This is a genomic window from Nonomuraea sp. NPDC049646 (assembly GCF_044465525.1).
In the GTDB taxonomy this organism is placed as follows: domain Bacteria; phylum Actinomycetota; class Actinomycetes; order Streptosporangiales; family Streptosporangiaceae; genus Nonomuraea.
The window spans coordinates 129,361-152,203 of record NZ_JBITLU010000012.1 but is presented as its reverse complement, the minus strand read 5'-3'; the positions used below and the strand labels follow the sequence as shown (position 1 = coordinate 152,203).

General features: G+C 71.9%; 19 protein-coding genes. 11 read left to right on the top strand and 8 right to left on the bottom strand.

All coding sequences use genetic code 11. The features are described from left to right. Nucleotides 1–41 precede the first annotated feature (41 nt). Entirely contained in the window at nucleotides 42–1,172 is a 1,131-nt protein-coding gene (locus tag ACIBQ8_RS32995) for an ROK family protein (protein WP_397178324.1), read from the bottom strand. Nucleotides 1,173–1,304: 132 nt separating this feature from the next. Between ACIBQ8_RS32995 and ACIBQ8_RS32990 the strand changes: the two genes are divergently transcribed. From ACIBQ8_RS32990 to ACIBQ8_RS32960, 7 genes are read left to right on the top strand one after another with little or no spacing between them, the layout of a single operon-like run. Then, nucleotides 1,305–2,582 (top strand): Gfo/Idh/MocA family protein, encoded by a 1,278-nt coding sequence (locus tag ACIBQ8_RS32990; protein WP_397193850.1) that lies wholly within the window; start codon nucleotides 1,305–1,307, stop codon nucleotides 2,580–2,582. Nucleotides 2,583–2,587: 5 nt separating this feature from the next. After that, entirely contained in the window at nucleotides 2,588–3,883 is a 1,296-nt protein-coding gene (locus tag ACIBQ8_RS32985; protein WP_397178326.1) for an ABC transporter substrate-binding protein, read from the top strand. A gap of 1 nt (nucleotide 3,884) precedes the next feature. After that, a complete protein-coding gene (locus tag ACIBQ8_RS32980; protein WP_397178327.1) occupies nucleotides 3,885–4,835 on the top strand; it encodes a carbohydrate ABC transporter permease in 951 nt (316 codons plus the stop codon). Next, nucleotides 4,832–5,725: a carbohydrate ABC transporter permease gene (locus tag ACIBQ8_RS32975; RefSeq protein ID WP_397178328.1), complete on the top strand. Its 894-nt coding sequence runs from the start codon at nucleotides 4,832–4,834 to the stop codon at nucleotides 5,723–5,725. The genes ACIBQ8_RS32980 and ACIBQ8_RS32975 overlap by 4 nt, the downstream gene beginning before the upstream one ends. Before the next feature lie 20 nt (nucleotides 5,726–5,745). Continuing rightward, the gene (locus ACIBQ8_RS32970) at nucleotides 5,746–8,100 is read left to right on the top strand and encodes a discoidin domain-containing protein (RefSeq protein ID WP_397193849.1); all 2,355 of its coding nucleotides are present in this window, start codon (nucleotides 5,746–5,748) and stop codon (nucleotides 8,098–8,100) included. 21 nt (nucleotides 8,101–8,121) lie between these two features. After that, nucleotides 8,122–9,822: a beta-galactosidase family protein gene (locus ACIBQ8_RS32965; protein ID WP_397193848.1), complete on the top strand. Its 1,701-nt coding sequence runs from the start codon at nucleotides 8,122–8,124 to the stop codon at nucleotides 9,820–9,822. Beyond that, a complete protein-coding gene (locus ACIBQ8_RS32960; protein ID WP_397193847.1) occupies nucleotides 9,815–11,221 on the top strand; it encodes a family 20 glycosylhydrolase in 1,407 nt (468 codons plus the stop codon). The genes ACIBQ8_RS32965 and ACIBQ8_RS32960 overlap by 8 nt, the downstream gene beginning before the upstream one ends. A 5-nt stretch (nucleotides 11,222–11,226) precedes the next feature. Here ACIBQ8_RS32960 and ACIBQ8_RS32955 read toward each other — a convergent pair whose 3' ends face one another. From ACIBQ8_RS32955 to ACIBQ8_RS32945, 3 genes are read right to left on the bottom strand one after another with little or no spacing between them, the layout of a single operon-like run. Then, nucleotides 11,227–11,715, bottom strand: a complete 489-nt coding sequence (locus tag ACIBQ8_RS32955) for a hypothetical protein (protein WP_397193846.1) — start codon at nucleotides 11,713–11,715, stop codon at nucleotides 11,227–11,229. Then, entirely contained in the window at nucleotides 11,712–12,557 is an 846-nt protein-coding gene (locus ACIBQ8_RS32950; protein WP_397193845.1) for an alpha/beta hydrolase, read from the bottom strand. The genes ACIBQ8_RS32955 and ACIBQ8_RS32950 overlap by 4 nt, the downstream gene beginning before the upstream one ends. Nucleotides 12,558–12,602: 45 nt before the next feature. Further along, nucleotides 12,603–14,042, bottom strand: coding sequence for an MFS transporter (locus ACIBQ8_RS32945; protein WP_397193844.1), 1,440 nt, complete (start codon nucleotides 14,040–14,042; stop codon nucleotides 12,603–12,605). A 143-nt stretch (nucleotides 14,043–14,185) separates the two neighbouring features. Between ACIBQ8_RS32945 and ACIBQ8_RS32940 the strand changes: the two genes are divergently transcribed. Beyond that, nucleotides 14,186–14,788, top strand: coding sequence for a TetR/AcrR family transcriptional regulator C-terminal ligand-binding domain-containing protein (locus ACIBQ8_RS32940; protein ID WP_397178335.1), 603 nt, complete (start codon nucleotides 14,186–14,188; stop codon nucleotides 14,786–14,788). A gap of 18 nt (nucleotides 14,789–14,806) precedes the next feature. Here the strand turns inward: ACIBQ8_RS32940 and ACIBQ8_RS32935 are convergent, their stop codons facing one another. Both ACIBQ8_RS32935 and ACIBQ8_RS32930 read right to left on the bottom strand, forming a co-directional pair. Continuing rightward, a complete protein-coding gene (locus tag ACIBQ8_RS32935) occupies nucleotides 14,807–15,817 on the bottom strand; it encodes a hypothetical protein (protein ID WP_397178336.1) in 1,011 nt (336 codons plus the stop codon). Between the two features lie 285 nt (nucleotides 15,818–16,102). Next, nucleotides 16,103–17,662 carry a polysaccharide lyase family 1 protein gene (locus ACIBQ8_RS32930; RefSeq protein ID WP_397193843.1) on the bottom strand — a complete coding sequence of 520 codons (1,560 nt, stop codon included), beginning with the start codon at nucleotides 17,660–17,662 and terminating at the stop codon, nucleotides 16,103–16,105. Between the two features lie 906 nt (nucleotides 17,663–18,568). On the opposite strand from ACIBQ8_RS32930, the gene ACIBQ8_RS32925 reads away from it, so the two are divergent. After that, on the top strand, nucleotides 18,569–18,757 hold the full coding sequence (locus ACIBQ8_RS32925) for a hypothetical protein (protein WP_397193842.1): 189 nt from the start codon (nucleotides 18,569–18,571) through the stop codon (nucleotides 18,755–18,757). Between the two features lie 92 nt (nucleotides 18,758–18,849). Here the strand turns inward: ACIBQ8_RS32925 and ACIBQ8_RS32920 are convergent, their stop codons facing one another. Both ACIBQ8_RS32920 and ACIBQ8_RS32915 read right to left on the bottom strand, forming a co-directional pair. Then, nucleotides 18,850–19,908 (bottom strand): cobalamin-independent methionine synthase II family protein, encoded by a 1,059-nt coding sequence (locus tag ACIBQ8_RS32920; RefSeq protein ID WP_397193841.1) that lies wholly within the window; start codon nucleotides 19,906–19,908, stop codon nucleotides 18,850–18,852. Between the two features lie 352 nt (nucleotides 19,909–20,260). Further along, nucleotides 20,261–21,400 (bottom strand): right-handed parallel beta-helix repeat-containing protein, encoded by a 1,140-nt coding sequence (locus tag ACIBQ8_RS32915; RefSeq protein ID WP_397193840.1) that lies wholly within the window; start codon nucleotides 21,398–21,400, stop codon nucleotides 20,261–20,263. 291 nt (nucleotides 21,401–21,691) lie between these two features. Between ACIBQ8_RS32915 and ACIBQ8_RS32910 the strand changes: the two genes are divergently transcribed. Together ACIBQ8_RS32910 and ACIBQ8_RS32905 are read left to right on the top strand one after the other, a co-directional pair. Further along, nucleotides 21,692–21,991, top strand: coding sequence for a hypothetical protein (locus ACIBQ8_RS32910; RefSeq protein ID WP_397193839.1), 300 nt, complete (start codon nucleotides 21,692–21,694; stop codon nucleotides 21,989–21,991). A gap of 187 nt (nucleotides 21,992–22,178) precedes the next feature. Next, entirely contained in the window at nucleotides 22,179–22,700 is a 522-nt protein-coding gene (locus tag ACIBQ8_RS32905) for a hypothetical protein (protein WP_397193838.1), read from the top strand. Nucleotides 22,701–22,843: the final 143 nt, after the last annotated feature.

Sequence of the window (22,843 nt, the reverse complement as noted above, 5' to 3'; positions counted from 1 at the left end):
TCCTTGGGAGGTGACGGTCGGGCGCCCGAGTTACTAATTAATCAAGCTTTAATATCTTGCCTGAAGAGGGTCAGGTCAAGAGGGAGATCCACGTCGTAGAGAAGCTCGTCCACGTGGTTGAGCGCGTGCCGGACGGCGCCGAGCACGACGGCCTGGTCGGCGAGGGTGGAGATCTCCAGCGCGGGCGGTTCGAGGCAGAGCGGGTCCAGGTGCCGGCGCAGCGGCTCCATGAGCACGTCGCCCGAGCGCGAGACGCCGCCGCCGACCACCACCAGGTCGGGGTCCACGGTGAGCACGATGGCGGCGATGCCCTCGGCCAGGTCGTGCGCGTACTGCTCGACCGCCCACCGGGCGGCGGGGTCGCCCTCCCTGGCCGCGGCGAAGACCAGCCCGGCCACCTCCTCCGGCGCGGCGCCGGGGGCGAAGCGCGCCAGGTGGTCGGGGGCGCGGTGCCAGCCGACCAGGTGCAGCGCGCCGATCTCGCCCGCCATGCCGCGCCCGCCGCGGTGCAGCTCGCCGCGTACGAGGATGCCGGCGCCGGTGCGCACGCCCGACAGCACGAACACCACGTCGTCCACCTCGCGGGCCACTCCGGCCCACCGTTCGGCCAGGGCGGCCAGGTTGCAGTCGTTCTCCACCAGGACCCGGCAGGGGTAGTCGCGGCCCACCTCGGCCGCCAGGTCCAGGCCCGTCCACTCGGGCAGCCCCACGCACAGGCGGACCGTCCCGGACGGGCTCACCACGCCGGTGGTGCCCACGGCCACCGACAGCACCTGGTCGGCGGTGACGCCGGCCTCCGCCAGCGCGGCCGCCATCGTCGCGCGGACGGCCGCCAGCCGCTCGGCCCGGCCGTAGTCGGCCTGCACGCGGGTGAAGCCGAGGCCGACGGGGTCGCCCTCCAGGTCGGTCACCTGGGCGCGGACGCTGGATGAGCCGATGTCGACGCCGACGACGTAGCCGGTGGTGGCCCGGAACCGGTAGAGGCGGGCCGGCCTGCCCATCTGGCCGGCCTCGGGGGCGACCTCCTCCAGCCATCCGTGCCCGTGCAGCTCCTCGACCAGGCCCTCCACGGTCGGCCTGGACAGCCCGGCACGGCGGGCCAGGTCGGTGAGCGGGACGACGCCCGCCGCGCGGATCGCCCGCAGCGTCGCGATCATGTTGATCCGCCGCAAGCGATGTGCGTCGCTTCCTTGGAGCGCGACCTTCCGCATGGACCCCCCTTGACAGTGCTGCCTGGCGACCAATACAAACAGGGACTAATAAAAACAGCTTTAATTACTAAGTGGCAAACCGGAAGGACATCGATGTCGGAACCCGTCGTCACGCTCGCCGTCGCGGGCGCGGGGCTGCGGAGCACGCTGTACGCCCGCCGGGCCCTGACGACCGGCCGCGCGAGGGTCGTGGCGGTCGCCGAGCCTGATCCGCGACGCCGCGCCGCCTTCGCCGCCGAGCACGGCATCGCGCCGGGCAACGTCTTCGCCGACTGGGCCGACCTCGTCGCGGCCGGCAGGCTGGCCGACGCCATGATCATCGGCACCCAGGACCGGATGCACGCCGAGCCCGCGGTCGCCGCGGCCGACCTCGGCTACCACATCCTGCTGGAGAAGCCGATGGCCCCGACCGAGGAGGAGGCCGCGCGCATCGCCGAGGCCGCCGAGCGCAACGGGGTCATGCTGGCCGTCTGCCACGTCATGCGGTACACCGACTACACGCGGGCCCTCAAGTCGCTCCTCGACCGGGGCGCCGTCGGCCAGATCATGAACATCCAGCACCTGGAGCAGGTCGGCTGGTGGCACCAGGCGCACTCCTTCGTCCGCGGGAACTGGCGCAACGAGGCGGAGTCGGCTCCGCTGCTGCTGGCCAAGGCCTGCCACGACCTCGACTGGATGGCCTACGTCAAGGGCAGTCTGCCGCACCGGGTGTCCTCCTTCGGCGATCTCGTCTATTTCCGCGAGGAGCAGGCCCCGGCCGGCGCCACGGCCAACTGCCTCGACTGCCCGGTGGAGGCCACCTGCCCGTACTCGGCCAAGCGGCTCTACCTCGGCTGCCTGGGCGACCCGGACAAGGAGTGGTGGCCGCTGTCGGCGGTCACCGCCGACCACACGGAGCAGGGCGTGCTGACCGCGCTGCGCGAGGGCCCGTACGGCAGGTGCGTGTTCGCCTGCGACAACGACGTGGTCGACAGCCAGGTGGTGAACCTGGAGTTCGCCGACGGCGCCACCGCCTCGCTCACCGTCACCGCCTTCGCCGCCCTGGAGCACCGCAAGACCCGGATCTTCGGCACGCACGGCTCCATCGACGGCGACGGCGTGCGCCTGCGCCTGCACGACTTCCTCACCGACCGGATCACCGAGATCGACACCAGGACCGGCGCCGGGGCCTCGATGGCCGGCGGCCACGGAGGCGGCGACGACGGCCTGATGGACGCCTTCCTCGACGCCGTGACCAGCGGCGACCCGGCGCTGATCCGGTCCAGCGGCCACGAGAGCCTGGCCACGCACCGCGTGGTCTGGGCGGCCGAGCGCGCCCGCCTGTCCGGCACGGTGATCACTCTCGCCGAGCCCTCCCCCCTTGAAAGGTGACAACCATGACCAACGTCCTCTCCCGGACGGCCGCACTGGTGGCGGTCGGCGCGCTCGCGTTCGGTGTGACCGCGTGCGGCAACAAGAACAGCGGCGCCCCGGCCGGGCAGGCCGAGCAGAAGTCCCTCGTCTACCGCTCCTCCTGGGGCGAGCAGGAGCCGCAGGCCAAGATCTTCAAGGCGATTCTGGACGACTTCGCCAAGCAGAACAACGTCAAGGTGGACGCGAAGTTCGTCGGCCGCAAGGGCACCGAGAACCTGCCCACCGAGATGGCCGCCGGCCAGGGCCCCGACCTGTTCGACGCCGCGACCGACAACCTGCCCGGCTGGCGGGCCCAGAACCTGGCCGCCCCGCTGGACGACCTGCTCACCAAGCAGGTGCCCGGCGAGGGCAAGACCGTCGGCGACGTGCTGCCCGACTCGGTCAGGCAGGCCGCCTCCGACGACAAGGGGATGGGCCTCCTCCCGCACACCGTGATCTCCACCGCCGTCTGGTACGACGCCGCCAAGCGCCCCGAGCTGGCCGCCAACCCGCCGCGCAGCTGGGCGGACCTGATCGCCTTCCTCGACAAGGAGAAGGCCGCCGGCCGGACCGGCATCGGCCAGGACGGCACGATCCCCTTCTACAACGTCTACTGGTTCTACTCGGCCCTGGTCCGCGCCAACGGCGCCGGCAGCCTGCTGGCGCTGTCGAAGGACGCCGCCGCCTGGGACAGGCCCGAGGTGCTGGCCGCCGCCAAGCAGGTCGAGCAGCTCACCAAGGGCGGCTACTTCCAGAAGGACCACATGGCCACGAAGTACCCGGCCGCGCAGGACGACTGGGCGCAGGGCAACTCCGCCCTCAACATCAACGGCACCTGGCTGGCCAGCGAGGTCAAGGCGAAGACCCCGCCCGGCGCCAAGATCCGCTCCTTCCAGCTCCCGGTCGGCGGCAAGGACTCCGTCGAGGTCGGCGCGCTCGGCTGGGGCGTCAACGCCAAGGGCAAGAACGTCGAGACGGCCAAGGAGTTCCTGGCCTTCGCGCTGCAGAGCAAGTACCTGAGCCGCATCTCCACCGAGGCGCTCAACATCCCCTCGCGGCCCGACATCCCCGCCCCCGACTTCCTCGCCGACGTGCAGAAGGCGATCGCCGAGGCGCCCGCCGTGCACAAGACCTACGACACCCTGGCCGCCGACAAGGCGTACTGGGTCGACCTCCTGCTGCCCCTGGACGACCAGCTCCTGGCGGGCAAGATCGACGCCGCCGAGTTCGTCGCGCAGGGCAAGAAGAAGACCGCCGACCACCTCGCGAACAAGGGCTGACATGGCATACGGCTCCCTCGTTGCGGAGACGGCGCTCCCGTCGCGGGATCCGTACCGCGGCAAGATCCTGCGGCCGGCGCGGGAACGGGCCTTCTGGCCCTTCCTGCTGCCCGCGCTCGCGCTCTACACGCTGCTGTTCGTGCTGCCCTCCTTCTACGGCGTGTGGGTCAGCCTGTACCGCTGGGCCGGGCCGGGCGCCGAGATGGAGTGGCGCGGCCTGCGCAACTACCAGGCGCTGCTGCGCAACGACGCGTTCCTGCAGTCGTTCGGCAACACGTTCCTCCTGGCGATCGCGGGCGGCGCGCTGGTCTTCGGGATCACGTTCCTGTCGATGATGGCGCTGCGCCACCTGAAGGGACGGGCCTTCATCCGGTCCGTCGTCTTCCTCCCGATGATCATCTCGGCGATCGCGGTGGGCGCCGCGGTCGGGTTCCTGCTCAACCCCGGCGGCGTCGTCAACCAGGTGCTGGGCTGGGCGGGCATCGACGGGCTGCCCTGGCTCGGCCCCGACCTGGTCTTCCGGTGCGTCATCGGCGGGCTGGTCTGGTCCTCCACCGGCTTCTACATCGCCCTGATGATGTCGGCCGTGGACGGCATCCCGCCCCACCTGTACGAGGACGCGGTGCTCGGCGGCGCGACCAAGTGGGAGCAGTTCCGCCACATCACGCTGCCGCTCACCTGGGACGTGTTCGCGGTCGCCGCCGTGTTGTGGGTGGTCAACAGCCTCAAGGTGTTCGAGATCGTGATCGCCTTCACCACCGGCGGCACGCCCGGCGCCCCGCCGTTGCAGGCCAGGACCGTGGCCGTGCAGCAGTACACGGTGATCACCGGGGGCGGCGTGCCCGAGCTGGGGTCGGGCGCCGCGATGGGCGTCGTGGTGACCCTGATCACCATCGTGCTGATCGTCCTGGTGCGCCGCATCACCCGCCGAGAGAGCGTGGAGCTGTCATGACGACCGTCCCGGTGAGGCGTCCGCTGGCCCGGCTGCTGGGCGATCTGCTGCTGCCCCGGCTGACCGCCGTCGCCCTGTGGGCGTGGGTGGCCTTCAACCTGGCCCTGGTCGCCTGGGTCGGCCTGCAGTCGCTGAAGTCCTCCGGCGAGGTGTGGCTGCACCCGTTCGCGCTGCCCGACTCCCCCGCCTGGGAGAACTACGACTCGGCCTGGCAGGCCGGCCAGTTCTCGATCGCCGCGCTCAACAGCGTCGTGCTGACCGCGCTCGGCTCGTTCCTCATCGTCGCGATCGCGGCGCCCGCCGCCTACGCGCTGTCGCGGTCGTCGCGGCGGATCGCCGGGCCGATCACCGGGTTCTTCGCCGTCGGGCTGAGCATCCCGCTGCAGACCATGGCGATCCCGATCGTGGTGGCCAAGCTGTCGGTCTACACGTTCATGGAGGACTGGGTCACCGGCTGGTGGGACAACCGCATCACGCTGCTGGTGTTCGAGGTCGTCCTGTCGCTGCCGTTCGCGGTGTTCGTCCTGACCGGCTACTTCCGGTCGCTGCCCAGGGAGGTCGAGGAGGCCGCCGAGCTCGACGGCGCCGGGCCGCTGACGGCGTTCGTCCGCGTGATCGCGCCGCTGGCCCGGCCGGGCCTGACCACCGTGCTCGTGCTCAACGTGATCGGCCTGTGGAACTCCACCCTGCTGGTCCTGATCATCACCCCGCTGCCCGAGGAGCGCACGCTGCCGGCGGCCCTGCTCAACCTGTACTCGACCATGCAGTACAGCTCCGACTGGGGCGGCCTGTTCGCCGGGATCGTGATCCTCATCTATCCGATGGTCATCCTCTACATCTGGCTCGGCCGGCGGGTCGTCGAAGGCATGACGGCCGGTATCGGCAAATGACCTGGAAAGGACGCCCGCTCTTGCGCGTCATCGTCACCGCTTTAACGCTGTTCGCCGGACTTCTGGCCGCCACCCCCGCGCAGGCCGCGACCGGCACCACCTACTACGTCGACGCCTCGGCCGGCGACGACGCCGCCGACGGCTCGACCCCGGCCACCGCCTGGCGCAGCCTGGACAAGGCCGGCGAGCTGAGGCTCGGCCCCGGCGACCGGCTGCTGTTCCGGGCCGGGCAGCGCTGGACCGGCAGGCTCACCCTGAGGGGCGCCGGCGCGCCCGGCGCCCCGGCGACGGTCGGCTCCTACGGCCAGGGCGCCAAGCCGCTGATCGAGGGCGGCGGGCTGGACGGCGCCGCCGTCACGATCGCCGACGTGCACGACTTCGTCGTGGACGGCCTCCAGGTGACCAACGGCGACGGCCGGGCCGTCTACCGCACCGGCGTCAACCTGTACGCCAAGGACTCCGGCAGGCTGGCGAACGTCACCCTGCGCAACCTCGACATCCACGACGTGGACGGCGCCGGCGGCCACAGCGTCGCCACCGCCGGGCTGCTGATCTCGATCAGGGGCAACCGGACGCCGACCTGGTTCGACCGGCTGGTCATCGAGGACAACGAGATCTCGAAGATCGGCTCCTACGGGATCATCATGTGGTCCACCTGGTCCCGCCGCAACGGCATGACCAGCCTCTACCCGGTCGAGACCGGCATCCCCGACAGCGAGGTGGTCGCCTGGACGCCCAGCACGGGCGTCGCCATCCGCGGCAACCACGTCCATGACGTGACCGGCGGCGGCATCACCCCGATGCACACCAAGGGCGCGCTGGTCGAGGGCAACAAGGTCGAGCGGGCGGTGACCGGCCGGACCAAGCCGACCGGCGGCAACGTCGGCATCTGGTGGCAGGGCAACGACGACCTCGTCGTCCAGCGCAACGAGGTCAGCGGCACCGGGTTCAACGGGCCGGGCTCCGACGGGCACGGCTTCGACTCCGACGCCGACAACAACCGCAGCATCGTGCAGTACAACTACAGCCACCACAACGACGGCGGGTTCTTCATCGCGGTGTCCTTCGCCGGCGCGCCCACCCGCGACACCGTGGTCCGCTACAACGTCAGCGAGAGCGACGGCTATGAGGTGTTCGGGCTGTCCACCGCCACCCACGGCACCGACATCCACAACAACACCGTCTACGCCGACGGCCGGGTGGTGGAGGTCAAGCCGCCGCTGGCCGGGGCCGGCAGGTACCCGCTGGGCAAGGTCGTGCGGATCTACAACGACGCCGCGGGCGTCACGGTGCGCGACAACGTGTTCCTCAACGCGGCCGGCGCCGGGTTCGACGGCAAGAACGGCGCGATCTACGACCACAACCTGTACTGGGGCACGCCGCAGCCGCCGACGGGGCCCGACCACGAGGCGATCGTGGCCGACCCCCGGCTGGCCTCGCCCGGCTCCGGCGGCCTGGACGGCTACCGCCCGCTCGACGGCTCGCCGGTGTTCGACGCGGGCGTGACCCTGCCCGCCCACGGACAGGTGACCGACCTGGCCGGCACGCCCGTCCCGGACGCGGCGCCCGACCTCGGGGCCTACCAGCGGGCCGTCCCGCTCCCCCGGGTGAGCAGCACGTTCACGCCCAAGGGCCATCTGGAGCGGCTGGCCGACCGTGACCCGGACACCTTCTGGCAGAGCGTGCCCAGGCCGCGCTTCCCCGGCGCCGTCGACCTGACCTACGCCGTGCCCCGCACCTTCGGCCGGGTCGAGGTGAGCGGGTCGCCGGACTTCGCGTTCGACGTCCAGACCTCCGAGGACGGCCGCACCTGGCGGACCAGGGCGAGCGGCGCGAAGCAGGCGGTGACGCTGCCCGAGCAGGTCACCACACGCCGGATGCGGCTGGTCGTCACCGGCGAGGGCCGCTTCCGGATCGGCGAGGTGCGGCTGAGCGTGCCCGCCGCCGCGGAGCCGTACCTGCCGCCCGGCGGCGTGCCGGTGGCCACCTCGTCGTTCGTGTCGGCGTCCGCGCTGGAGAACCTGATCGACGGCGACCCCGGCACGCCGTGGGCCTCGGCCTCGACCGGGGTGACCTTCCCCGGCGACATCACCGTCGACTACCGCGCGCCGCGGACCGTCGCCGAGGTCACCCTGCACACCGCCTGGGCCAAGGGCCAGGGCGTCACGGACGTCTCGCTCCAGACCTGGGACGGCGACTCCTGGGTCACCCGGGTCGACCACCACCTCATCGACTGGCCCTCCAGCAGCGCCACCGTCGAGACCAGCACGATGCGGCTGCCCGCGCCGGTGTCCACCCAGAAGATCCGGCTGATCGTCCACAAGGCGAACCTCGACTGGGGCAACCTCGCCCTCTACGAGATCGTCACCCGCTGACCAGATCAGGAGAATGAAGGCATGACTCAGGTGCTGTCGGGAGCGATGCATTACTTCCGGGTCCTTCCGGAGCAGTGGCGGCAGCGCCTGGCCATGCTGCGGGCCATGGGCCTGGACACCGTCGAGACGTACGTGGCCTGGAACCTGCACGAGCCGCGGCCCGGCCGCTTCGACTTCACCGGCCGGGCCGACCTGGGCCGCTTCCTGGACCTGGCGGCCGAGGAGGGGCTGCGGGCGATCGTGCGGCCCGGGCCCTACATCTGCGCGGAGTGGGACAACGGCGGCCTGCCCTGGTGGCTGCTGGCCGACCGGGACGCCCGGCTGCGCTGCCACGACGAGACCTTCCTCGGCCACGTCGGTCGCTTCTTCGACGAGGTGATCCCGATCGTCGCCGCCCGGCAGGTCACCCGCGGCGGCAACGTGAGCATGGTCCAGGTCGAGAACGAGTACGGCTCCTACGGCTCCGACCGGCGCTACCTGGCCTGGCTGGCCGACGGGCTGCGGGAGCGCGGCCTGGACGTCCCGCTGTTCACCTCCGACGGCGCGATCGACCACATGCTCTCCGGCGGCACCCTGCCGGGCGTGCGGGCGACGGTGAACTTCGGCTCCGACCCCGAAGGCTCCTTCGCCGAGCTGGCCCGCTTCCGGCCCGAGGACCCGCCGGCGTGCATGGAGTTCTGGAACGGCTGGTTCGACCACTGGGGCGACACCCACACCACCCGGGACGCCGCCGAGGTGGCCGGCATCCTGGAACGCATGCTCGCCGCGGGCGCGTCGGTCAACCTCTACATGGCCCACGGCGGCACCAACTTCGGCACCTGGGCCGGCGCCAACCTGGGCGGCGACCTGCAGGACGGGGAGTACCAGCCGACCGTCACCTCCTACGACTACGACGCCCCGATCGACGAGCGGGGCGCCCCGACCGAGAAGTTCTGGGCCTTCAGGAAGGTGCTGGCCGCCCACCGGGAGGGCCAGGTGCCCGAGCCGGAGCCGCTGCCGCCGACGCTGCCGCCCGGCGCCGTCGAGCTGACGCAGTCGTTGCGGCTGTTCGACGCGCTGCCGCCGGTCGCGGGCCGCTCGGCGCGCCCGCCGACGTTCGAGGAGCTCGGGCTGGCCCACGGCCTGGTGCTGTACCGGGCCACCGTGCACGGGCCGCGGGGTCCGTACGAGCTGCACGTCGACGGCCTGGCCGACCGGGCCCACCTGTTCGTGGACGGAGAGCCGGTGGCGGTGCTCGAACGCGACCGGCTGACCGGCGTGCCCGTCGCGGTGCCCGGCCCGTCGGCGGTGGTGGAGCTGCTGGTCGAGTCGATGGGCCGGGTCAACTACGGCCCCCGGCTGGGCGACCGCAAGGGCATCGTCGGCGGCGTGCGGCACGAGCGGCAGTACGTGCACGACTGGGAGGCCGTGCCCATCCCGCTGGACGACGTGTCCGGGCTGCCGTGGGGCCGTACGGGCGCGACGACCGGGCCGGTCTTCCACCGCGGCACGCTCACCGTGGCCGAGCCGCGCGACGCCTACCTGGCCCTGCCCGGCTGGACCAAGGGGTACGTCTGGGTCAACGGGTTCTGCCTGGGCCGCTACTGGGACCGGGGCCCCCAGCGCACCCTCTACCTGCCCTGGCCGCTGCTGCGCGCGGGCGGCAACGAGCTCGTCGTCCTCGAACTGGACGGCTGCCATGAGCCGGTCGTGGAGATCCGGGAGGAGGCCGGCCTTGGGTAACCCGTGCCCGGTCGTCGTGCCGCGCCTGCAGCAGTGGGACGGCGGCGCCGGCGTGCTCCCCCGGGCCGCGCTGGCCAGGGTCGTGAGCGACGAGGCCGCCCTGCGTGACCGGCTCGTCCGGGAGATCGGGCAGGTCGCCGGCCTGACCCTGACCGCGGCCCGCGGGCCGGCGGGCGCCGGTGACGTCGTCCTGACCCTCGACCCGGCGCTCACGTGCGAGGCGGGCGGCGCCCGCTTCGCCGAGGAGGGCTACCTGCTCGCCGTCACCGGCGAGCAGGTGCGGATCTCCGCGCCCACGCCCACCGGCCTGTTCTACGGCACGCGCAGCCTGCTGCAGATCCTGCGCACCACCGCCGGCCTGCCGGTGGGCGCCGCCGCCGACTGGCCCGACTACCCGGTGCGCGGCTTCATGCTGGACGTGGGCCGCCGCTTCTTCACGCCGGGCTTCATCCGCGAGCAGCTGGCCGTCATGGGCTGGTTCAAGCTCAACGAGCTGCAGCTGCACCTCAACGACAACGGCTTCCTGGCCCCGGACGGAACCTGGTCGCAGGTGCAGGCGGGCTTCCGCCTGGTGCCGGAGGATCCCGCGCTGGCCGGGCTGGCCTCGGCCGACGGCGCCTACGACCGGGCCGACTGGGACTCCTTCGAGGAGGCGGCGGCGGCCGAAGGCGTCACCCTCGTGCCCGAGATCGACGCGCCCGCCCACTCGCTGGCGTTCGTCCGGTTCCGTCCCTCGCTGGGGCTGGGGGACGACCATCTGGACCTGTCGAAGCCGGAGTCCACGCAGTTCGTCAAGGACGTGTTCACCGAGTTCGTCCCCTGGTTCCGCGGCCCGCACGCGCACTTCGGGGCCGACGAGTACCTGGCCGACGAGCCGCGCTACCGGGAGTTCTTCAACGCGATGGCGGCCCACCTGCGGGCGCTGGGCAAACGTCCGCGCGCGTGGGGCAGCCTGACCAGGATGGCGGGCGGCGTCCCCGAGGGCTACGACCGGGACGTGGTGATCAACTGCTGGGCCACCGTCTGGTACGGCCCGCACGAGGCCGCGCGGGACGGCTACTCCTTCGTCAACACCAGCGACTCCCTGCTCTACATCGTCCCGGCCGCCACCTACTACCACCCCGACGGCCTGGACGGCGAGTACCTGTACGACCACTGGGCGCCGCACGTCTTCCCCGACGGCCAGAGCGTGGCCCCCGGCGATCCGCAGCTGCTGGGCGCCATGTCGGCGGTGTGGAACGACATCACCGCGGCTCCCTACACCGAGGACGACGTGCGCGACCTGGTCGAGCCCACCTTCGCCGTGCTGGCCCAGAAGATGTGGAGCGGCGCGGGCGGCCTGCCGTACCGCGCCTTCATGGACGCCGTGCGGGAGGCCGGCGGGCCGGTGGGCGCGTAGTTCCGTCATTGGCGGAGGGCGGGCACGATGCGCCAGTCGCGCTGGAAGACCAGGTTGTGCAGGTCGGCGGCGGCGATGGCGCGCAGGACGGGGACGAGCTCCGCGGCCTGCTCGGCGTCCGTGACGTTGAGCGGCCACTCCCCCACGGTGGCGCCCCGCAGGTGCGGATGGTGGAACCCGGCGCCGTAGTGGGCGGTCAGGGCGATCGGCGCGAGGCCCGCCGCCCGCTGCGCCGGCCACGACAGCGTCCAGGCGGCGAAGCTGCCGCCAGCGGCGTCGGCCCGCGTGCCGGTGGCCTCGACGGCGCCGGTGCCCAGCAGGAGGTGCCGGTCGAACTCGGCCAGCACCCGGCGGGCCGGCGCGTCGAGGAGTTCGACGGCCCGCCGGAAGGCGTCCTGCTTGCCCCGGCGGGTGACGTGCCCGGCGTGGGTGCCGTCGCGCAGGTCGGCGAAGTGGCGGACGAGCGCCTCAAGGGGGGCGGGGGGAACGTTCATCGGTGGTCCTCTCGATGGTGGGACGGGCCCGGCCCGCGCAGGGCCCGCGCGAGCAGCCGGAGAAGGGGACGGCCGGGACGCAGCACGTCGCCGTGCACGGCGCCCGGGGGGCGCAGCAGCCGTGCCGGGACGCCGTCGGCGCGCAGCCGTCGCGCGTAGGACTCGACGTCGTCGTGCACGGGGTCGTCGCGGCCGACGGCGAGGACGGCGGGGGCCACCCCGGCCAGGGTGGGCGCCTCCCAGTGCGTGGTGTACAGGCGGGTGCCGTCGGCGTCGCGGACGGCGGCCGGCCGGTCGCCGCGCCAGGCACGCCAGGCCCGGCGCAGCGGCTCGGCCTGCGGGAACGCCGGCGGCGAGCGGTGGTAGGACGCGCCGGCGCAGGCGGGGTCGAACGGCGGGTAGGCCAGCACCTGGGCGGCCAGCGGCAGTCCGCGGTCCCGGGCGGCCAGGGCGGCGACGGCGGCGAGCGTGCCGCCCGCGCTGTCGCCGCCCACCGCGAGCGGGATCCCGGCCGCCCGGCCGTGGGCCCAGCCGAGGGCGGCGAGGACGTCCTGCACGGCGGCGGGGTGGCGGTGGCGCGGCGCGAGCCGGTAGTCGACGCTGATCACCGTCCAGCCGGACCAGTCGGCCAGGGCCGCGGTGGCGTCGTGCCAGCCGGCGGCCGAGCCGCGCTGCCAGCTCCCGCCGTGCGCCCAGACCAGCAGCCCGGCGGGCGGCGGGCCGTGCGGCCGGTGGATGCGGACCGGCACGGGAGGCGAGCCGGGAAGGACGAGAGGTGACCACGACGGCTCCCGGCGTCCGCCGGTCACGGCGATCACCGCGCCACTGGGCTGAGGATCCATGATGTGCTCCGCGACGAGAGAGGGCGGGCGGGTCAGGCGGGCGGGTCAGGCGTGCGCGCGGTCGCGCCGGCCGCGCAGGAAGATCGCCGCGACCAGGACGCCGAGCAGGACGAGTGCCGCGTTGACCGCGATCGCGACGGTGACGCCGTGCAGGACGGCCGCGCCGGTCACGGCCCCGGCCGTGGCGGCGGTGACGATGGCGGACATGATGGGCGTGCCCATGGTGATGCCGATCTGCTGGGACATCGAGGCCAGCCCGGTGGCCAGGCCCTGCTCACGGTCGGGCAGGCCGGTGGTGGCGGTGACCATGAAGCCGACGATGACCAGCATGTTCCCCACGCCGCCCAGGAAGGTGGCGGGCAGCAGCAGCCCCATCGAGCCCGAGGTGCCGCCGAGGAGCAGCAGCGCGCCGGTGCTGACCGCCTGCAGCAGCCCGCCGCCGACCAGGACGGCCACGGTCGAGGTGCGGGCGATCGCCTTCGGGGCGAGCAGGCCGCCGGCCACGGTGCCGAGGCCCAGCACGCCGAACGACAGCCCGGCGGCCAGGGCGGTGAAGCCGAGGGTCTTCTGCAGGTAGAGGGTGAGCAGGTACACCAGGGACGTCTCGGTGACGAAGGCCAGCAGGCCGAGCAGGTTGCCCCAGGCCACGGTCGGCTTGCGCAGGACGTGCAGCGGCACGAGCGGCGCGGCGGCCCGCCGTTCGACCAGGAAGAACAGGCCGAGCAGGACGACGCCGGCCAGCAGCCCGGCCAGGGCGAGCGGGTGGGTCCAGCCGTGCTCGCCGGCCTGCGTCAGGCCGTAGACGACGCCGAGCAGCCCGAGGGTCACGCTGAGCGCGCCGGGCAGGTCGAGCTGGGGACGGCCGGCGGGCCGCGACTCGGCGATGACGGCGGGCGCGACGAGGAGCACGGCGAGGGCGACGGGCACGTTGACGAAGAACGCCCAGCGCCAGGAGAGCAGGTCGGTCAGGACGCCGCCGAGCACGGCCCCCGCGGTGAACCCGGCGGACATGAGGGCTCCGTTGAGGCCGAGCGCCTTCTGCCGCAGCGGCCCTTCGGGGAAGGACGTGGTGAGCAGCGCGAGCCCGGCCGGGGTGGCGGCGGCCGTCGCCAGCCCCTGGGCGATGCGGGCCACGATGAGGACGTCGGGGGTGGGGGCGAGCCCGCCGGCGAGCGAGGCCGCGCCGAGCAGCGCCAGGCTGCCGAGGAAGATGCGCTTGCGGCCGACCAGGTCGCCGATGCGGCCGAAGAAGAGGGTGAAGCCGGCCGCGCACAGGGCGAAGGCGGTGGCGATCCATTGGAGGCCGGACAGGGAGAAGCCGAGGTCGTCGCCGATGGCGGGCAGGGCCACGTTCAGGATCGAGAAGTCGACGGCCAGCATGAACTGGGCGACCAGGAGCACCGCGAGGACGAGGCGCAGGCGGCCGGTCAGGCGCCGGGGCGGAGCCTGGGCGGCGGAGGCGGGCAGGGGTGTGGTGGTGGTCATGGCAGGGCTTTCTCTCGGGCGTGCCGGTCGGCATGCCGCCGCAAACGGGTCTTTAGTTCCGTTAAGATGAGAGAACAGTAGCACCAGGATCGACGTTAAGGGAACTAAGGTTCCGATAAGGGTTCGAACGAGGAGGAGTCCGTATGGCCGCCGTCCCACCGCCGGGTGCCGTCCGTCCTGGTGGGCGTACCGCCCGCGTTCGCGAGGCCGTGCTGCGGGCCGCCGGCGACACCCTGGCCGAGAAGGGCTTCGCCGGGCTCGACCTGGCTGACATCGCCCGCCTCGCGGAGGTCGGCAAGACCACCGTCTACCGCCGCTGGGGCACGCCCGGCGCGCTCGCCGCCGACCTCCTCAAGGACATGGCGGAGACCTCGCTGCCCCGCGCCCGCAACGGCGACGTGCAGGCGGACCTGCGCGACAACGCCCGCCTGGTGGTGAGGACCCTCACCGACCCCCGCCAGGGACGCCTGTTCAAGGCGCTGATCGCCGCCTCGCTCTGCGACGGGGAGGCCGCCCGGGCGCTGCACCGCTTCTACGCCGTCCGCATCGAGGAGTGGGCCGGCTGCGTCACCGACGCGATCGGGCGCGGCGAGCTGCCGCCCGGCACCGACCCGCGCCGGGTGATCGCCGCCGTGTCCGCGCCCCTGTACTACGCCCTGCTCAACACCGGGGAGCCCCTCGACGAGGCCGCCGCCGACCGGGCCGCCGCGGCGGCGCTGGCCGCGGCCCGCGCCGGAGCCCTGTGACGGCGTCCCGGGGGCCCCTCAGATCTTGAGCTCGGCGTAGACGGTGTCGAGGTAGCCGGCGAAGTCCGCGGTGTACTCCCGATACCGCCGCCGCCAGCGCTCCAGGTCGGCGGCCGACACCGAGGAGCCGAGCACGTCCGTCAGGTGGGCGATGAGGAAGGCGTCGTCCTGGCCCGCCTCGAACCGCACCCGGCTCTCGACGATCTCGAACCTGCGCATGAGGTCGAGGCGGAGCAACTGGTAGAGGAAGGACTCGGCGGCGAACCTGAGTGACTCCGGCATCTCCTTGGAGATCGACTGCGGGCCGTGGTACCAGGAGAGGTAGATGGCGTCGTCGAAGATCTCGAACCGGTAGGTCGCGGTGTCCTCGATGTAGGCCAGGTCCACCGGGCAGATGTGGCGGTAGTCGAACAGCGCGACCGTGCTCATGATGAGCTCCTCGCGCAGCTCCTCCGACAGGGTGGAGTTGTCCTTGCCCGCCAGCCTGGTCCAGTTGGTCCGGTCGGTGGCGCGGCGCGAGATGGCCAGCTTGTCGCCGGGGTTGAGCATCGCGACCCGGACCTGCTGGGGGAAGTGGCGGGACCGGGTCAGCCGGGCCGAGACGTAGCGGGCGCTCGGGCCGCAGAAGGCGTAGAACCCGGTGGCCTCCAGGCTCGCCGTCATGTCCTTGTTGAAGGCGTCCCCGTACGTGCCGTCCACCGGGTCGAAGGACGGGTAGACGGCCGTCGGCATGAAGCCCTTGTGCATCGAGGCCACCTCGGTGCGCAGGCCCGTGGCCAGGTCGTCCAGGTGCTGGCCGATGTTCTCCTCCATGCTGCGCTGCTGCACCTGCGAGCTCAGGACGGAGAACACCACGGCGAAGGCCACGGACGCGATCAGGTTGAGACCGATCGAGGAGAGCACCGCCGCCGTGGTGAGTTTCGGGTCGAACCACACCATGAGCACCGCGACCAGCAGCGTCACCGCGCAGGAGAGGCCGAACGCGTACCAGGTCAGGGTGTTGCGAAGCTTGCGCGGGGGCGTAGGCATGCAGAGATCTCGCTTCGTCGCCGAGTGTCGCCACGATCCCCGATCGCCTCCCATGCTAACCGCGCCGACAGCGCGGCGCGGGGCACCCGGAAGGCGCGACGGCCGAATATGATCATCCGCATCGGCCGCGTGCAGAACCCTCGGGGCCGAATGTGCAGATCGTGCTCCTGACGCAGGGGGCGGGCGCCTGTGCGATCCGGGAGTCAGCACGCCGGTTCGCGGTAGCGGGAGCAGTGCAGTTCGAAGCGGCGCCCGTGAGCCCGGCGGACCCACGGGCGGAGGGGGTCAGGCGGCGTACGTCTCGAACTCGGCGACCTTCGGGACGCCGGTCGCGCCGGTGATCCTGAAGGTGATCTTGCTCAGCGAGACCGGGGAGAACGTGATCGCGCCCGCCCCGGTGCCGGACTTCAGCACCGCGCCGGTGCCGCCGTTGACGACCTGCCAGGACCCGATGGTCCCCGCCGAGCCGGACGCCTCGCGGATGACGATCGCGGACACCGTCCTGGCGGAGCTCCACTTGATCGAGATGTCACCGGTCGTGCCGTTCGGCGACCAGTACGTGCTCAGGTCGCCGTCGCGGACGTTGCCGTAGCTCGTGCCGTCGGCCTTGCTGGAGCCGTCGGAGCCGGCGCCGATGCTGAGGTTCGTCCCGCCGGGGGTGGGGCCGGTCGTCGGGGTGGTCGTCGGCGTCGCGGACGGCGTGGGGCCGGTGGGGGTGGCCGTGGGGGTCGTCGGCGTGCAGCTGCCGTCCGACACTTGCAGGCCCTTGCCCGCGCCCGCGGTCCGGCGGACGACGTCCGGCACGCAGTTCGCCGGATCGAGGCTGTAGGAGTAGGGGATGGAGACGGTGGTGGTGGAGCGCGGGTCGGGGCCTGCCGGGTGGTTCTCGGCGCCGGGCGCGGACCAGGTCACGTTGTCGAAGACGTTGCCGGCGACCTGCCAGTAGCCCATCTCGTCGGTGTAGAAGGTGCCGAGGACGTCCTTGGAGTCCTCGAAGTAGTTGTTCTCCACCTTGGCGCGCGCCCCGGCCCGGGAGTTGATGCCGGACTTGTTCAGGCTCGCGTAGTGGTTGTCGAACATGTGCGCGACGCCGCCACGCAGCAGTGGCGCACGGGAGTCGATGTTCTCGTACAGGTTGTGGTGGAAGGTGATGTAGCTGTTCGACAGGTCGCTCTCGCTCGACCCGATCAGCCCGCCGCGCCCCGAGTTGCGCAGGACGCTGTAGGACAGGGTGACGTACTGGGTGTTGTCCTTCATGTCGAACAGGCCGTCGAAGCCCTCGTCCTCGCCGCCCGAGGCCTCCAGGGTGACGTGGTCGACCCAGACGTTGCGCACGTCGCTCTCCATGGAGATGGCGTCGCCGCCGTTGGAGGTGGGGGAGCCCGACTTCTTGACGTTCCGGACGGTCACGTTCTGGACGATGATGTTGCTGGACTCGCGGATGTGGATGCCGAGCTGGTCGAAGACGGCGCCGCCGCCGACCCCGACGATCGTGACGTTGCTGATCTGCTTGAGCTCGATCAGGCCGCTGTTGGTGTTGCAGCTCGGGCCCGACACCTTGGTCGTGTTCCCGTGGTTGATGGTGCCCTCGACCTGGATGACGATCGGGGTGGAGCTGCTGGCCCTGCTGCACAGGGCCTGGTGGATCGCGGTGCCCGTGGTGGCGCGTACCGTGGACCCGCCGGCGCCGCCGGTGGTGCCGCCGTTGCCGGTCGCGAAGCCGGTGGCGCCGCCCGCGGCCGCCGACGCCTGGAACGCCGGTAGCGCCACGCCGACCAGGCCCAGGCCCACGACGGCCGCTGTGGCCAGCGCCGTGTTGAGCCGCCATGCGATCGCTCGTCTCATCGTCATCTCTCCTTCAGGTGCTCGAAGCGGTTGAACGGGCGGGCAAGCGCTTTCCGGAGAGTTGGGCCGAGTCAAGCACGCGCCGCCATGCCTGTAAAGAGGCGACCGCGCGAGCCCGCAGCCGTGAAAGTTACATCAGACAAATCCGACATCCTGGCAAGGGCCTGAAGCCCGGGAAAACGTCCGGACCTGCGCCTCATGTCCGCGCGCCACGTCACACTGCATGCTCTTCTGCGAGATCGCTGCATGCGTTTGCAGCCTTCGAGGTCTCGCGCCTTTTCTCCCCGTCGAAGCGTGTGCTTGACTCGCGGCAAACGGACGGAAAGCGCTTACCGGAGAATTCGCGCCAACCTCCCGAACGGAATTCGACGTGCCCAACGACAACAACCATCTCGGCCGCAGACGGCGGTCGTCCTGGCCGTGCTGACCGTCGGCGGCCTGATGGCCGGGTTCAACACCCCCGGCCGTGGCGGCCCCGTCCACGGGCGACGGCCGCTGGCCCTCCCGCTCCTGAGCGCCTCGCCTCGGAGCCGGCGAAGGTGGCCCCGCTCAAGCACCGTCAGGCTCCCTGCGGCCCGTGCCCCTTCCGGCGCGACGCACCGCCCGGAGCCTTCACAACGGAGCAGTTCGACACCATGCCATGCGTGCCATCTGCCATGGACACGCTGAACTGGACGACCCGCTGCGAGCCGTGGCCCGGGCAGGCATGTCCGCCTGGCGAGCGCCCGCCTCCCCGCCGGCCTGCACCCCTGCACGGGGCGGCCCTGGTACCCGAGGTGCCGGGGGCGGGGATCTCCGACGACGTCGACCGGGCACCCCACCGGGATCGCGGCCAGTGGTGATCGGCTCTCCGAGAGTTTCGGGAGTCGCCCACGCGGCTGCCCGCGGGTGCGTACCTTCAGGGCCGTGACCAGCCTGCCCGCACCCCAGCACGCCCCCGTCAACTCACCGGTCGACCCGGTCGACCCGGTCGCTGACGTCGGTGACGACGTCGACCGGATCGAGCGGCGGTCGACGTCAGCGACCGGGAGAGCGGGCAGGCTGGTCACGGCCAGGATGGCGGTCGGCGCGGTTCAGCACTTGGTAGGCGGGTAACGCTGCGGTCCGTGCGCCGCACCCCGCCCAACTCCTTGCGGGTGACCTGCTCGTCCTTGGGCACCGTTCTCACGGACGGGCAGGCGCAACGATCAGATGCCGAGCTCGGCCGAGGCCAGCTCTGTGCCCTCAAGCCGGGCCCGGATCTTGGCGAACGCCGTCTCCCGGGAGGTGGAGGTGTCGTCGGCGAACGGCGCGAACCCGCAGTCATCACAGGTGCCCAGCCGGTCGGCGGGCAGGTGGCGGGCGGCCCTCAGGACGCGGTCGCGGACCTCCTCGGCGGTCTCGACACGCGGGTCCACCGGGTCGATCACCCCAACGAAGATCCGCGCACCGGCGGGCAGGTGTTCGGCGGCGACCGCCAGGACCTTGTCCGGGTCGGCCTCGCTGGCCAGTTGGAGGTAGAAGTTACCCGCCTTGAGCCGGAACAGCTTGGGCAGCAGGGCCGCGTAGTCGACGTCGAGGCTGTGGGTGGAGTCCTGGTCGCCGCCGGGGCAGGTGTGCACCCCGATGCGCGCGCGTTCTGCGTCGGTGAAGCGCTCCAGCACGCTGTTGTTGAACGCGACGAACTCGTCCAGCACCCCGCCGCTCGGGTCGAGCTTGAGCGAGAGCCGGCCTTCGGTGAAGTCGAGTTGCACCACGTGCGCCCCGGCCTCCAGGCAGCCGCGGATGTCGGCCTCGGCCTGGTCGGCCAGGTCGGCCAGGAACGCCTCGCGCGGGTAGCCGTCGATGCCCTCGGCCGGGTAGAGCAGGCTCAGCGCCGACGGCGCGATGACGGCCTGCTTGACCGGCACGCTCGCGTGGCGCTGGGCGGCGCGCAGGTAGCGCTCGGCGTGGACCTGGTAGCGGAACGGTCCGGCCGTCAGCCGGGGCAACTGCCGCTGGTGCCCGTCGGCGAAGGGGATCACCACGCCGTCCGGGACGAGCCCGTCGAGCCCGGCGATCGGGTAGGTGGCGAAGCTGGGCTTGGCCTGCTCGCCGTCGGTGACCACCGGCGAACCCAGCTCCTGGAGACGGTGGACGGTATCACGGACGGCCTGGTCCTGGGCCTCGGCCAGCGCGGACGCTCCCTCGGCCGGTTGGGAGGCTGCGATGGCCAGCAGGGCAGGCGGGCGGGGGATGCTGCCGATAGGCTCGGTGGGGAGTGACATGACGACAGCGTAGATAACGATGCGTATCTGATCAATCGCTTCCCGTGCGCGTGGTCGCCCGCTCCGCGGCCCGCGGGTTGAGACTGGTAGGAGTCGTTGATCAAGTGGTCTGTATTCGGACCCGTCGGGCTGAGGGTGCCGGATCCAGTTACGACGAACCAGCCCCTCTCTTCCCCGGCTTGGGCTGGGGGGCCAGTTCGGCACGCTGGGTGCTCGCCCGTCGACGACCGGCGCCGCTACGTCGAAGTGCAGGCAGGGCCGGCACAACGACGGTCCACCTGGCCCCGGTCACGACCGTCGACGGCTGGCGACTGGAGCACACCACTTGGCGGCAGGGTCGGCGCCGACTGCCTCACCAGCAGGTCAGAGCAGGGTTGGGAGTGGGTCCGCAGGGTCCTTGGTTGCCGCCGCCGTCGGCGACCGTGCCCGGGGGCGCCCAGATCAGATAACCGGCGTTGCCGGTGCCGACGTTGTTCTTCAAGGTGACCGGCGGGGTGACGGCCAGGCGCGACGTCAGGTGGATGCCGCCCTGGACCACCTGCCCCTGCCGGTCGACGAGACCACTGGGGTTGTGGCCGTTGCCGACGAACACGTTGTCGGAGACGGGATCAGGACCGGCCTTGTTGCTCCCGTACGAGTTCTCCGCGAGGAGGCCGATGGTTTTGTTGCCGTTGAACACGTTCTTGCGAACGATGAGGTGCTTCAGCATGGAGCTGGAGTACAGGCCGATGTCGTTGCCCATGAACACGTTGTACTCGATGGTGTTCGCGTTCTGCGGCAGGAAGGTCTCGTCCGTGCTGAGGCCGGCGGTGGGCGAGTTCTTGAGGACGTTCCCCTGCACGAGGTTGCGGCGGCTGTCGTTGGACAGGCCCATGGGGAAGGCGTCGAAGACGTTGCCGGTGAAGACGCCCCGGTCGGTGGCGCTGACGGTGAGGCTTCCGCCGGTCAGGGCGCTGTTGCGGATCGTCGAGCCGGAGCTGCGCACCAGGACGGTCTGCCCGGTCAACGTGCACCGGTCGACCGTGAGCAGCCCGTCGACCAGCCGCAGACCGGACATCAGGCAGGCGTCCTTGCGGGTGCCGGTGAAGGTGACCGTGCCCGGCCAGGCGTCGACGGGGGCGAGCAGCCGTACGTCGGTGGCGGTGAGGGCGGAGCCGCCGTAGTCGGCGTAGATCCCGTAGGTGAAGCCGGTGATCGTGCCGTTGCGGACGGTGGTACCCCGCCGGCCGGTGACCGACAGCCCCTTGCCGGTGCCCGAGCCGGTGATCGTGTGGCCGTCGAGGTCGAGGTCGACGTTGTCGGCCCCGATGGTCAGGGCGCCGCCCGGACAGGTCAGGTCGGCGGTGAGCGTGGCGTTGGTGGTCAGGACGTCACCGCAGGCCACCGCAGAGGTGGTCGCCTCCGCGGGGTTCGCCGACAGCAGGGTGGCCGATAAGAGGAGCAGGCACGCGGCCGCCCCGCGCGCGATCGCCACCTTGGGTGCTCCGGGCATGATGATCTCCTGTCAGTCCATGGAACAGGGAGTCGTGATCAGAAGCATGCGCGAGATGATCCATGCGGAGGAGTCACTCGATCGCGACCGGCGAGTGGGAAAAGTGTGACCGCCGCAGATGTAACGAAGGGGCGCTGTGCGCCGTGAGCCGTCGCAAGACAACAGTTCCGTCGCCCTCAGCTGACGGCCGCCCAGTCCGTTGACCGCGACCTGGCGTCCCCGAGCTCTCCAGGCCTGGAGCTGCCCGAGCCGCCGGCCCCGACGCCCTCGCCGCACCTGCTCGGGCACCTGGTGGCCCAGGCCGCCCACCAGGCCCAGCAGCTCCTGGCCGAGGACATTCCGCTTGAGCTGGACCCGGTCGCCGACACCATACGCCTGGCCGCTTCCCTGCCAACCGCCGACCGCGCCGAAATCGTTGCCCACCGGCTCGACATGGAACCACAAGCCTTCCGCCGCCTGCTGAACACCTACACGCTGGCCGGCGCCGAGGGGGTGGACGTCACCCTGCATCCGCACCCCGGCGCCCCGAGGTCCTCCAGCAGGCCACCGCAGCGATCACGTCGCTGCGCCCCGACTCGGGCGCTGCGCTGACCGTCGCCGACAACCGCGTCACCGACCCCGCGGCCGACATCGAGATCCGCCGCGGGAGCAACGGCCGCTGGTACCCCTTCGCTTCGTCCGGGCACGAACGACAGCTCACCGCTCTCCACGCCCGCGCCCGTCCACGACGATGACGGCCCCGGCCGGCCGGGCCTGCACATCCAGCCTGCCGGCCATCGTGTACCTCAGCCACTCCGGACTCGGTCCCGACCTGGAGCAAGGCATCGCCGCGTACATGTTGTTCGAGGGCGGCGGCTACGCCGTCTTCGACGACCGCGACGAGAGCGCGAGCGAGGAGGCCGACGTCCTCGGCGCCGTCGAGGACGGGTTCATCGACGCCGCGGGCAGCGGCGCCGCCATCGTGACCGCCGAGAAGAACGCGCCGATGTGCCTGACGGTCAAGGCGTTCGACCGTGCCCCGCCGCTGCGGCTCGCCGGCTGGGACCGGGTGGTCGAGGTGGGCATCGTCAGCCGCAGCGGCCGCCTGGTGGTGCCGGCCTGTCCCAAGGGCGGCGACAGCGGGGCGACCGGGCCGCTGCCGAACCTGGCCGTCGCCGGTCCTGGCCGCTACCGCCTGCGCGTCCACGCCCGCACGGCGTCCTGGGACGAGGACGATCCCGACACGTCGCTGGAGGAGCACCTGATCGTGGTCTGTCCCGGCCGCTCGACGGAGAAGGTCGTCCACCGCCCGCGCGGCTGAACCCGGGACGTCTACGCCCCCGTCACTGTGTCGCAATCGCGACATGGCAGACAAACGGCACGGGTGACACCTGGCGCGCCGTGTGTCCGATCACCCACTCTCGTACGCACTAGTTGTTGCTACGAGAGGTTTCACCCCCATGC

Coding starts and splice junctions, on each gene's coding strand:
- ACIBQ8_RS32990 (WP_397193850.1), top strand. CDS start 1,305: ATGTCGGAACCCGTCGTCACGCTCGCCGTCGCGGGCGCGGGGCTGCGG.
- ACIBQ8_RS32985 (WP_397178326.1), top strand. CDS start 2,588: ATGACCAACGTCCTCTCCCGGACGGCCGCACTGGTGGCGGTCGGCGCG.
- ACIBQ8_RS32980 (WP_397178327.1), top strand. CDS start 3,885: ATGGCATACGGCTCCCTCGTTGCGGAGACGGCGCTCCCGTCGCGGGAT.
- ACIBQ8_RS32975 (WP_397178328.1), top strand. CDS start 4,832: ATGACGACCGTCCCGGTGAGGCGTCCGCTGGCCCGGCTGCTGGGCGAT.
- ACIBQ8_RS32965 (WP_397193848.1), top strand. CDS start 8,122: ATGACTCAGGTGCTGTCGGGAGCGATGCATTACTTCCGGGTCCTTCCG.
- ACIBQ8_RS32955 (WP_397193846.1), bottom strand. CDS start 11,715: ATGAACGTTCCCCCCGCCCCCCTTGAGGCGCTCGTCCGCCACTTCGCC.
- ACIBQ8_RS32950 (WP_397193845.1), bottom strand. CDS start 12,557: ATGGATCCTCAGCCCAGTGGCGCGGTGATCGCCGTGACCGGCGGACGC.
- ACIBQ8_RS32945 (WP_397193844.1), bottom strand. CDS start 14,042: ATGACCACCACCACACCCCTGCCCGCCTCCGCCGCCCAGGCTCCGCCC.
- ACIBQ8_RS32940 (WP_397178335.1), top strand. CDS start 14,186: ATGGCCGCCGTCCCACCGCCGGGTGCCGTCCGTCCTGGTGGGCGTACC.
- ACIBQ8_RS32935 (WP_397178336.1), bottom strand. CDS start 15,817: ATGCCTACGCCCCCGCGCAAGCTTCGCAACACCCTGACCTGGTACGCG.
- ACIBQ8_RS32930 (WP_397193843.1), bottom strand. CDS start 17,662: ATGAGACGAGCGATCGCATGGCGGCTCAACACGGCGCTGGCCACAGCG.
- ACIBQ8_RS32920 (WP_397193841.1), bottom strand. CDS start 19,908: ATGTCACTCCCCACCGAGCCTATCGGCAGCATCCCCCGCCCGCCTGCC.
- ACIBQ8_RS32915 (WP_397193840.1), bottom strand. CDS start 21,400: ATGCCCGGAGCACCCAAGGTGGCGATCGCGCGCGGGGCGGCCGCGTGC.